This is a genomic window from Clostridium folliculivorans, assembly GCF_024341905.1.
In the GTDB taxonomy this organism is placed as follows: Bacteria; Bacillota; Clostridia; order Clostridiales; family Clostridiaceae; genus Clostridium_AR; species Clostridium_AR folliculivorans.
This window is the reverse complement of the sequence record NZ_BQXY01000017.1, coordinates 26,309-38,406: the sequence shown is the minus strand read 5'-3', so window position 1 is coordinate 38,406 and position 12,098 is coordinate 26,309. Positions and strand designations below refer to the sequence as shown.

Here is a 12,098-nt window from a genome sequence, read left to right as displayed (position 1 = left end):
AGTCACTGGTCCTACTGGCTCAACTGGACCTACCGGCTTAACTGGCGCTACTGGTGCTACATTGACAGTGAATTCAGCTTTTGCGTCCAATACTACTGGTTCAACAATATCTGTTATACTTGGTGGCACCTCAATTTCATTACCAAGTAACCAAAATATTGGTCCAGGAATAAGCATAGATGAAACTAATACAACGTTCACAGTTTCAAATGCAGGAACCTACTTTATAACGTATCAGATTAATTTGACTGCTACTTTAACAGTTAGTTCTAGATTATTAATAAATGGATTACCAAATACAGCTTCCATTGTTGCTCCTGTTCTATCAGTATCATCATTTAATAATTCTATAATTGTTGACTTAACACCTAATTCTACTATTACACTTCAATTATTAGGATCGTTATCCATAGCTAATTTAACTACCGGTGGTGCTGGTGCTTCTATTTCTATAATAAGATTAAGATAGTATTTTTGATTTACCTCTGTGTATCCTAAAATGATCCATCATCATTTTAGGATACACTTATATGAGTACAACTTCTTCATGCCTTACTTCTTTATAAATTTAGAAAATATCTGTTAGCTCATTTGTTACTTTATTAAATTTGAAATCACTTTTAAAATTCGTCCTAAATATCTTAATCGATCAACAATTGATATGAACAAAACAATCTTCCTATACATACTATATTAAAGATTTTTAGTATCTATTTTTTATTCTTAACTATAAAAATACTAATATTATGAAATGGAGTTGATTCTTTGGTTAACAATATAAGTATTAGTTTGTGTATAATAGTTAAAGATGAGGAACTTACTATAGGCAGATGCTTAGATTGCATAAAAGATATAGTTGACGAAATAATAATTGTTGATACAGGTTCTACTGATAGCACAAAGGATATAGTTAAAAAATATAACAGTACTATTTATGATTTTAAATGGATTGACGACTTTTCAGCAGCAAGAAATTATGCTTTTAGTAAAGCAAATAAAGACTATATACTTTGGCTAGATGCTGACGATGTGTTTTTGCCAGAAGATATTGAAAAATTTAAGAAATTAAAAACCAACTTAGACCTAAATGTTGATTCAGTTACGATGAAATATAATATAGGAATCGATGAATACGGCAATGCTGCATCATCTTACAGACGTAATAGACTTGTTAAAAGAACAAAGAGCTTTGTGTGGAAAGGCTTCATTCACGAATACTTAGAAGTATACGGAAATATAATTAACAGTGATATAAGCGTAACACATCAAAAAATAAAATCCACTCCTAATAGGAACCTCGAAATTTTCAGATCCAAACTAAAAGAAGGAATAGAGTTCACACCGAGAGATTTATTATATTATGCACATGAACTTTATGATCATAGTGAGTTCGAAGAAGCTTTATTCAACTATAACAAATTCTTAGATGATGGCTTCGGTTGGTATGAAGATAATATAAGAGTTTGTTCAAACATTACAGATTATTATCAAGGCGAAGGTAATTTCGAAAAAGCTCGTCAATACGCCTTCAGAAGTTTCCAGTATGATTTACCTAGAGCTGAAGCTTGCTGTAGAATTGGCTTCTCATACTTATGTGAGAATAAACTAGAACAAGCGATATTTTGGTATGAATTAGCTACCAAACTAAAGAAGCCAAGTAATAGCTTAGGTTTTTTCAATGAAGCCTCTTGGACTTGGTTGCCTCACCTACAGCTTTGTGTTTGCTATGATAGACTTGGCGACCATAAAAAAGCTTTTGATCATAACGAAGCAGCTTATAATTACTCTCCTAATGATCATCGAGTTATTTATAATAGACAGTACTTTGAATCTATAGGGTTAAAGAAAAGCAATGATAATTAAAGCTCGACTCAAACCTTATAAGCATGAATTCTATTAACTATATTTATATAAGATACTCATTTTTATATAATTATATTTAAAAATATTAGTATTACATTTTTTTACAGCTATAGATATCATATATTATTTTTTTCGTATTATATTTTATATATTTATCAATGAAATCGTATTGAAAATACTATATGTATTTTCATTAGCTACAAAATGCATTGACAAATATATGGATGTAAGAATATTATAATTCATGTAGAACAAAGGTGTTTTCGCTAATAGGCGAAAGCACCTTTTTTTATTCTTTAGAAATTGTAACCTAAATAAATCTTTGGCCAAAGGTTTTAATAGATATTAATTATGCATTATATATTATCTTATTTGATTAAAGAAAAAATTTATAGCGAGGTTAATATTATGGAATATAGAATAGAAAAAGACTTAATTGGCTCAAAAGAGATCGATAATTCCAAATACTATGGGATAAATACTGTTCGTGCATTAGAAAACTTTGACTTATACAGCAAACCTGTAAATATAGATTTTGTAAAAGAGATAGCCTTAGTAAAGAAAGCTGCTGCTATAACAAATATGAAACTTGGTAAATTAAGTGAACAAAAGGCAAATGCTATAATAAAGGCAAGTGAAGAGATCATTGAGGGGATTTTTGATGATCAGTTCAAAATAAGTGCATTTCAAGGCGGTGCCGGTACTTCAGTAAATATGAATGTTAATGAAGTAATTGCTAATAGAGCTATAGAAATTATTGGTGGTAAAAAAGGTGATTATACTATAATTCATCCACTAAACGATGTAAATATGTCCCAGTCTACCAATGATGTCTGTCCTACAGCTCTAAAAATAACTACTATAAAAAAGGTTCAAAAACTAGCAAATGAAATAAATAAGCTTAAAGAAGCATTAGAATTAAAAGAAGATCAGTTTTCTCAAATCTTTCGTCTTGGTAGAACTCAACTAATGGATGCAGTACCGATGACTGTTGGACAAGGATTTGGAGCATATGCTAAAGCCTTAGAAAGAGATTTATATAGAATCCGTAAAACTGAAGAAAATCTAAAAAATATAAATATAGGTGGAACGGCTATAGGTACTGGCATAAACTCAAGTGATAGATATATTTTTATAATATCAGATACCTTAAGGTCACTTACTAAGCTTAATGTAAGCAGATGTGAATGTTCCATAGATGGTACACAAAATGCTGATGTCTTCGTTGAGGTATCCAGTGCTTTGAAGATTTTTGCATCGAGCCTAATTAAAATATCTAATGATCTTAGAATTTTAAATTCAGGACCAAGAGGTGGCTTTGGGGAAATCATACTTCCAGCTCGCCAAGCAGGATCATCAATAATGCCTGGCAAAGTAAATCCTGTAATTCCAGAGATGGTAGGACAAATATCTATGAGAGTAATTGCTAATGATACTGCGATAACAATGGCTGCATCCTCTGGTCAGTTAGAACTAAATGCATTTATTCCACTAATCGCTGAAAGTATGCTAGAATCTTTAGAACTTCTAGAAAAAGCTGCTATATTATTTAGAGAAAAATGTATAGATGATATTTTAGTTAACGAAAAAAAATGTATAGAGAACCTCGAAAAATCAACTGCTTTAGTAACTTCCTTAGTTCCATTTATTGGCTATGACAAAGCTTGTGAACTTGCTAAAAAAGCATTAAGAGAAGACAAATCAATTAGAGAAATTCTATATAGTGAAGACATTTATTCCAATGAAGATATAGATACAATGCTTAATCCATCTCAATTAATTAAACCATCAGAACTAAAGGACACCATACGTGATGTTTCATAAATGCTTTACGCTATTTATAATATAAGCACTGTTAAAGTACCATATAGAAATTAAGTTGCTATTCATCCGATGCTTTAATGAGCTTACGCAAAGAATTAATATGATTTTTTCATATTCCATGGCTAAAACTGTAAACTCACTACGTTCGGACAGTACAGTTTATTAACGCCATTCCATCTGAAAAAATCATTTAATTCTAATAGCTCGCTCATATAGCATCTCCTGCATAACAACTTAATTTCTATAATATCTTTAAACATATCAATAAATAAAAAGACAAAGGATTGGATAACACCTTTGTCTTTTACTTTTATTAATAATAGCTATATCTAATCTAGAAATTAATACTTCTACAAATCATCAACTAAAGCACCTGCTTTAGCATAAGCTGTTGATTTTGCTTCGAAGAAATCAGTCTTAACTGAATTAGCATCAGCATATATATCTACCCATGTAGATGGATTCTTATCATATCCTTCATATAAAGGCTTAAATCCTATGTCATTAAGTCTTATATTGCCTAAGTACTTAATATAGTCATGTATCATCTTTTTATTTAATCCTTGTATACCATCAGCTATTACATAATGTCCCCAAGCTATCTCATTTTCAACACCTGTTCTAACCATTTCTCTTAGTTCTTCAACTAACTCTTCAGTGAACATCTGCGGCTCTTCTCTTTGTAGTTCTCTTATTATATTTCTAAATAGCCAAAGATGGGTATTTTCATCTCTATTGATGTATCGTATTTCTTGTGCAGATCCTGGCATTTTGCCATTTCTCTCTAAGTTATAGAAAAACATAAATCCAGAATAAAAGTAAATCCCTTCTAAGATATAGTTCGCCATAATAGTTTTTAAGAAAGTTTCTTCAGTTGGATTTTCAACAAAATTATTGTACAAATCACCTATGAACTTATTACGTTCAAGAAGTATCTTATCGTCTTTCCATTGGAATAATATCTCATTTCTCTTTTCAGGTGGACATATTGTGTCTAACATGTAACTATAACTTTGTGAGTGTACTGCTTCTTGAAATGCTTGGATAGTTAAACATAAATTCACTTCACTTGCTGTTATATAGTTATTTATATTTCCAAGGTTAGCTGTCTGTATTGAGTCAAGAAATATTAAAAATGATAATATCTTATCATATGCTACTCTTTCGTCACCAGTTAGCTTTGGATAATCTTTTAGGTCCTGAGCTAAGTTAATTTCTTCTGGTATCCAAAAGTTATTCATAGCCTGCCTATACCAATCAGATACCCAAGTATATTTCATATTATTAAAATCATTAAGATTTGTTGTATTTCCATTTACCATTCTCTTCTTTGAGATTTCAGTATCTCCATTTTCATTAAATAGAGGTTTCTTATTGATAGCCATATATAATTTCCTCCCTATTACATCTGTATTTTCTAATTAAAGCTCTTTCAATAATAATCTATATAAATTAAGTTTTTATTTTAACTATAATTATTGAAAAAAACTATTTATCTTTAAGCCGAACAACTTTCACAATCACTTACCGTCAATGATTTTGATCTAACATAATAAATACTCTTCACACCTGATTTACAAGCTTCTATATAAAGATTCATTATCTGTCTCATTGTGTAATTAGTTGTTATATAAAGATTAAAAGACTGGCCTTGATCAATATGTCTTTGTCTTACTCCATTAAGCTTAACACACCATGCCTGATCTATATTATATGCTGAATTATAGTACCAATAGTTATCTTCTGAAAGATTTGGTGCTATCTTTGGAGTTATGCTACCCTTTTTCTCTTCCATCCAAAATCTAGACATAACAGGATCTATTCCCTCTGATGTTCCTGCAATAGTTGCTGTAGATCCATTTGGCGCTACGGCTAATAAATATCCATTTCTCATGCCATACTTCTTGATATCCTCTGACAATTCCCACCATTCTTGTGATTCATAATTTCTAATTTTAAAGTAGTCACCAGTTTCCCAATCAGAACCTTCAAAATGTGGATATGTTCCTTTTTCTTTGGATATATTCATAGAAGCCTTTATAGCATAGTAATTTATCTTTTCATATACTTTATCTGCAAATTTTATATGATAATCACTAGTCCATGATACCTTATTGTTAGCAAGCATATGATGATAACCGCTTGTTCCGAGTCCTATAGCTCTATATTTTTTGTTTGTAATCTCAGCAAAAGGAACTGAATAGTAATTTAGATCAATAACATTATCCATAGCTCTTATTTGAGTTTCCACTATATATTCCAATTCTTCATCGTTTGTTACATCAACATTTCCTAAAACTACTGAAGATAAATTACATACAACAAAATCTCCAGCCTTAGTTCTCTCAATTACTATTTTATCTCCATTATCATCAATTATTTCTTCCTGAAGGATATCCATAGCACTCATGTTTTGCATTATCTCAGTACAAAGGTTAGATGAATATATCATACCTTTATGCTTATTAGGATTCATCGTATTAGCAGCATCTCTATAAAATGCAAATGGTGTTCCTGTTTCTGCTGCACTCTTTATTATAAGTCTGACAATATCCTTTATACACATTACTTTCTTTTCAATTCTTTCATCGTTAACGCAATCCCAATATCTCTCTTCCCACGCCTCTCCATAGAAATCTTCTAGAGAATACCCTTTAACTGTTCTTATTTCATGTGGACACATCAAATACCAATTGCTATCTATCTTTTCCTCTGCTAACTTCCAAAATAAATTTGGGTAGCATATCCCAGGAAACACATCATGAGCTTTTTTTCTGTCATCTCCATTATTAGTCTTTAGTTGTAGAAATTCAGGTAAATCTCTATGCCATGCATCTAACCAAATAGACACACTTCCATTTCTAACTCCAAGTTGATCAACAGCTATGGCTGTATCATTATAAAGCTTCACCCAAGGTATAACCCCTCCTGAAGCACCTTTAAACCCTCTTATTGATGATCCTAAAGCTCTTACCTTACCAAAGTATATACCCATTCCTCCACCAAATTTTGATACCTCTGCAAAATTATCTAGGGATTTATATATACCTTTCAAACTATCCTCTACTGTATCTATAAAACAAGAACTTAATTGATAAAATGGTTTCCTAGCATTTGACATTGTTGGAGTAGCCATTGTTGCTTTTAATGAACTAAGTACATCATAAAATCTTTTAGCCCAATAAACCCTTTTATCATCTTTTTCTGGTATCGCTAAATGCATAGCTATTCCCATAAACATTTGCTGTGGCAATTCAAGTGGCTTCCTATTGAAATCTTGAATTAAATATCTTTTAGCAAGCAAGCTTATACCACTGTATGTAAATAAAAGGTCCCTCTTTGGATCCATATATTTTTCTAATTCGTCTATATTTTCTCTTGAATAGTTTTCCAAAATATATTTCCCATAAAGCCCTTTTTCAGTAAGTTCAGAAACAAAATCATAAAAGTTTTTATAAGGGTCTGCTTCTTTATCAATTCCTCTATTAGCTCTTACATCATCATATAGTCTTACTATATATAATTTAGCTGCTCCATTAAGCCACTTTGGTTCTTCTTCAGTTGTAAGTTCCAAGCAAACCTGTATTGCAGAATTTATCATATCATTATAACTCATATTTTCTCTTATTATATGTTCTAGTGAATCTATAAGTTTCTTATTTGAATATACATCTTTATCCCCATTAATAGCACTAAGCGCTATATCACACAATTCTGATAGATTTTTCATAGCATTTCTCCTCCCACAATATATAGTATGTTTATTAACATTCTATTCCAAATAACACAATATATTGTCTTATATATTATAATAACCAAATAATTGATTTGTAAAATTGCTTTTTTGCCAAAATAGGCAAAATAATATACCTTTATTGTATACATTTCATTTTTTCTTCTTTTTCCTTACTAAACCAATTTTACATATCTAACTTTCTATAAAATTTTTCCCAATATAATCCACACAAAAAAGTATAGTTTTCTATGATTTATATATTCATAAATCTCAATTGAGTCTTAACAATTTATAGCATTATAAAAAAATAGAGGATTACTCCCCTATTTTCATTAAAACTATTTTATTTGACCTTCCCACTGTTCTTCTTTAAAGCCAACTAGAACCATATCATCTCTTAGTACTATAGGTCTTTTCACCAGCATTCCATCTGAAGCAAGAATATCAATAAGTTCTTCTCTAGAAGCTACCTTAATCTTATCTTTAAGATTAAGCTCTTTATAAAGTCTTCCACTAGTATTGAAAAACTTAGTTATTGGTAATCCACTCTTTTCTATCCATAGGCTTAACTCTTCCTTTTTAGGATTATCTTCATTAATAATTCTTTCATTAAACTCTATGTTATTATCTTGAAGCCACTTCTTAGCTTTTCTACAAGTGCTGCATTTTGGATACTGTATAAATGTAACAGCCATATTAATTTCCTCCTAATTGTCATAATATATCATTGTCTAAACTTTCTAAGTTAAATTTACTTGATAATATTAATTAACTTATTTCGTCAACGAAATACATTTTAATCCACTATATAAAGTTGTCTTTATAAAAAAGCACTAAAATTTCAAGTCATTAGTCTTTGTTTATAAACTATATTAAGATAACCTACAAGAAAAGTAAAGAGACTAACCATAACTTTACTCTACATCTTAAAATTCTCTTAAGTTTTATAGTTAATAGAGAATTTTTTGGAATTTAATGGTACAATGTATACGTGTTCTTATATCCATAAATAAAACAATTCAGTTCTTATTTCATATTTAATGTATCAACACTTAAAATAGTTCGCTTAAATATGAGATTTTATTACAAAGTATTATGCCATTATTTCAAGGAGGAATAGTATGTTAGAAGTGATAAACTTAACAAAAAAATATAATAAGCTAGAGGCAGCTAAGAATATAAACTTTACGATAAATAAGGGTGAAATAGCAGTATTAGTTGGACCTAATGGTGCTGGTAAGTCTACTACTCTAAAATCAATTGCAGGTTTGTTAAAATATGAAGGTGAAATAAAAATATGCGGCAAGATTAATAAATCAGTTGAGGGTAAACGTCTTTTTGGATACGTTCCAGAGCTACCATCACTCTATCCCCTATTAACTGTTGAAGAACATATTCATTTCATGGCCAAAGCTTATGGAATAAGAAATTATGATTCAAGAGCTGAAGAATTACTTAAAACTTTTGATATGTTTGATAAAAAAGAAAAACTTGCTCAAGAATTGTCCAAGGGTATGCAGCAAAAGGTAAGCATAATTTGTGCTTTAATCACAAATCCTTCTGTAATACTTTTCGATGAACCTATGATTGGTCTAGATCCAAAAGCTATAAAAGAATTAAAGAATTTAATTGCTGATTTAAGGAATGATGGAGTATCAATTCTAATAAGTACTCATCTACTAGATAGCATGGAAGAGTTATGGGATAGAATACTTATAATGAAAGATGGAGAAATAATAATATCCAAGAGTAAAAGTGAACTTGACGAATCTAATGAATCTCTAGAAGATATCTTCTTTGAATTCACGGAGGAAAGATAATATGTCTCCTCTTTTGTATATATTGAGAAGAAGCCTTATTAACAATATAAAGCTTATAAAAAGAAAACCTTCAAAATTGATACCAATTTTATTTTATGTACTTTTACTTGGTTATTGCGTTATTGCACCTTTTATAGCAAAGAAATCAGATATAAAAAATACATCTTCTGTTTACTTTATAGGTATATCAACCTTGGTTACTATAATATTCATGATTACAACCGTATATTTTGGAGCACAAAAAAGAAATTCTTCCTTTCTTATGAGTGATGTTAATTTTGCTTTTACTTCCCCATTGAGTCCACAAAATATACTTATGTATGGATTTATTAAAGAGATTCAAACTACCTTTATTACATCCTTATTTATCTTATTTCAATTACCAAACCTAATTAACTGGTTTAGATTTGCCCCGTTAGGTGTAGTAGTACTGCTATTAACATATATAATATTTTTTATAATTTTATCATTTATTTCAGTGTTGATTTATAGCCTATGTTCCAAGAGAGCTTATTTGAAAAATATATTACAAGTAATAGCAGAAGTTTTTGCTGCAATTTTAGTACTTTATACAGCTTATAATGGCTATAATCATAGAGATAATTTATTAGTATATCTTACATCAATGTATAGTAAGCATGGCCTAGATTACATTCCTATAATCGGCTGGGTCAAAGCTATTATAACTCAATGCTTCACTGGTTTAAACTATTCATTATTCATTTATTTAGGATTATTACTTTTAGTACTAATTGTGATAGTATTTATACTTTATAACTTGAACTTAGATTTCTATGAAGATGTATTAGATAAATCCGAATTAAACGAAACTATGAAAAACATAAAAACTAAACAAATAAAATCTGCTGATTTTATGCTTGAGGGCAAGAGAAAAAGGAAAACCAGAAAAGTTACTTATAAGTATGATAGTATGTTTGGAGAAGCTATTTTTAGAAAGCATTTATTAGAGTATAAAAAGACAGGCTTCGGCCTTGTTAATATGTATACAGGTGCTTTATTTATTGGAGCAATAGGTTATGGACTATTCTTTCCTATAAAGGATATAACTATTTTCCTATACTTTACTATATACATGGGTTGCATATCCAACTTTGCTTCAAAGTTTAACTTCGAGATCGTAAAACCATATATATTTTTGATACCAGATAGTGATGATAAGAAAATATTCTGGGCCACATTATCTTCAATACTAAAATATGCCTCAGATAGTGCTATAGTCTTCTTAACTTTAGCAATAATAATAAAAGCCAATCCACTTGATGCAATACTTTGCATGCTTGTATATATATCATTTGGATTTGTATTTACTTACGGATCAGTACTTAATTTAAGATTGTTTGGCGGTATAAATTCTGATGCAATTAAAGGACTTTTAATGTTTTTCTCAGTAATACTTTATGTTCTTCCTGGAATAATAGGTGCTGCTGTTATCGCAAATGAATTATCATTCTTAGGTCATTATGCAATATACTTTGCATTTCTTATCTGGAACTTGTTTGCATCAATAGTTATACTCCAATTATCTAAGGGAATTTTGAATCATATTGAATTAGATTAAATCGTATATATTACTTTCTAAATATTGATATTACCTACGTATATCGAAAAGTCCATACTTATTAATAATGCTTAAATCAAAAAATACAGGCTATAAATTATCATAATTTATAGCCTGTATTTTTTATTATCTTTATATTATATGGATGTGCCATTTTGTATTCATTAGTATTTAATTATCGTTTCTCTTATTTCTCCCCACTTTAATGCATCAGAAATGCCTTGTTCTATAGACATTTGTGCCTGCCATCCAAGCAATTTTTTCGCTCTATCAGCATTTGCATAAGCTCCTGGTACATCTCCAGGTCTTGATGGAGCTTCTTCTTTATTTATTTCCTTACCATACACATTCTCAAAAGCTTTAACTAGTTCTTTTACTGTAACCCCGTCGCCACTTCCAAGATTTATAACTAAATAATTATCTATAGCAGCTGAGTCCTTAAAAGCCTCTTCAAATCTTTCAACAGCTTTAACATGTGCAAGTGCTAAATCCCAAATATGAACGAAATCTCTAATTCCGGAGCCATCTCTTGTATCCCAATTAACACCTGTTATTCTAAATACCGGATCATTTCCAAGAGCAACATCAACTAACTTACCTAATACGTGACTTGGGAATTGAACATGTACCCCTGAACGCATTTTAGGATCTGCTCCTATTGGATTAAAGTATCTTAATGCTATACCTTTCATTCCATATGCTGAGCAGAAGTCTTTTAGTATCATTTCCATCATATATTTTGTCCTCGCATATGGACTTCTTGCATTAAGTGGTGACTCTTCAGTAACCATGAAGTTCGGTACATCATCATATATTGATGCTGATGAACTAAAAACTACATTTTTACACCCTAATCTATTCAATGTATGAAATAATTCTAATGATTTACCTACATTTTCTCTATAATATTCATAAGGACTTTCTACAGATTCAGGAACAACAATTAGTGCTGCACAGTGTATTGCATGCTGAATGCCTGGATGCTCAGAAAATATCTTCTCCAACAGATCTTTATCCGCTATATCTCCTTGATAAAATATCTTTCCTCTTGTAAATTCTTCTCTTCCTGTTACTAACGAGTCTAATATTATGGGTTCATGTCCATTATCAATAAGAGCAGAGCATATTGTGCTACCTATATATCCTGCTCCACCTGTCACTAATACTTTCATAAATTATCCCCTCCTACATATTATATTTTAATTTATTACTATATTGTATTGCATTACAATAATGTTACAAAGCGCTACACACTTAATGACTTTTGTAAATTAAT

9 protein-coding genes are annotated in these 12,098 nt (G+C 30.2%); 5 read left to right on the top strand and 4 right to left on the bottom strand.

The features are described from left to right. The 3 genes from OCU55_RS23240 to OCU55_RS23230 form a co-directional block, all read left to right on the top strand. Positions 1 to 469 (top strand): BclA C-terminal domain-containing protein (locus OCU55_RS23240; RefSeq protein ID WP_427847089.1); only part of this gene is annotated, 469 nt, incomplete at its 5' end. Positions 470 to 765: 296 nt separating this feature from the next. Continuing rightward, complete coding sequence (locus tag OCU55_RS23235) at positions 766 to 1,863, top strand: glycosyltransferase (RefSeq protein WP_261854648.1); 1,098 nt, start codon at positions 766 to 768, stop codon at positions 1,861 to 1,863. A 408-nt stretch (positions 1,864 to 2,271) separates the two neighbouring features. Continuing rightward, complete coding sequence (locus OCU55_RS23230; protein WP_261854647.1) at positions 2,272 to 3,687, top strand: aspartate ammonia-lyase; 1,416 nt, start codon at positions 2,272 to 2,274, stop codon at positions 3,685 to 3,687. Positions 3,688 to 4,037: 350 nt separating this feature from the next. On the opposite strand, the gene OCU55_RS23225 is transcribed toward OCU55_RS23230, so the two are convergent. From OCU55_RS23225 to OCU55_RS23215, 3 genes are all read right to left on the bottom strand, one after another. Beyond that, positions 4,038 to 5,072, bottom strand: coding sequence for a ribonucleotide-diphosphate reductase subunit beta (locus tag OCU55_RS23225; protein WP_261854646.1), 1,035 nt, complete (start codon positions 5,070 to 5,072; stop codon positions 4,038 to 4,040). 113 nt (positions 5,073 to 5,185) lie between these two features. Further along, the gene (locus OCU55_RS23220) at positions 5,186 to 7,417 is read right to left on the bottom strand and encodes a ribonucleoside-diphosphate reductase subunit alpha (protein ID WP_261854645.1); all 2,232 of its coding nucleotides are present in this window, start codon (positions 7,415 to 7,417) and stop codon (positions 5,186 to 5,188) included. Between the two features lie 344 nt (positions 7,418 to 7,761). Further along, positions 7,762 to 8,118 carry an arsenate reductase family protein gene (locus OCU55_RS23215; RefSeq protein ID WP_261854644.1) on the bottom strand — a complete coding sequence of 119 codons (357 nt, stop codon included), beginning with the start codon at positions 8,116 to 8,118 and terminating at the stop codon, positions 7,762 to 7,764. A 426-nt stretch (positions 8,119 to 8,544) separates the two neighbouring features. Here OCU55_RS23215 and OCU55_RS23210 point away from each other — a divergent pair, with 426 nt between their 5' ends. Together OCU55_RS23210 and OCU55_RS23205 are read left to right on the top strand one after the other, a co-directional pair. After that, positions 8,545 to 9,243: an ABC transporter ATP-binding protein gene (locus OCU55_RS23210; protein ID WP_261854643.1), complete on the top strand. Its 699-nt coding sequence runs from the start codon at positions 8,545 to 8,547 to the stop codon at positions 9,241 to 9,243. Position 9,244: 1 nt separating this feature from the next. After that, entirely contained in the window at positions 9,245 to 10,822 is a 1,578-nt protein-coding gene (locus OCU55_RS23205) for a putative ABC exporter domain-containing protein (RefSeq protein ID WP_261854642.1), read from the top strand. A gap of 164 nt (positions 10,823 to 10,986) precedes the next feature. Here OCU55_RS23205 and galE read toward each other — a convergent pair whose 3' ends face one another. Next, positions 10,987 to 11,994: a UDP-glucose 4-epimerase GalE gene (galE, locus tag OCU55_RS23200; protein WP_261854641.1), complete on the bottom strand. Its 1,008-nt coding sequence runs from the start codon at positions 11,992 to 11,994 to the stop codon at positions 10,987 to 10,989. Between the last annotated feature and the right edge of the window lie 104 nt (positions 11,995 to 12,098).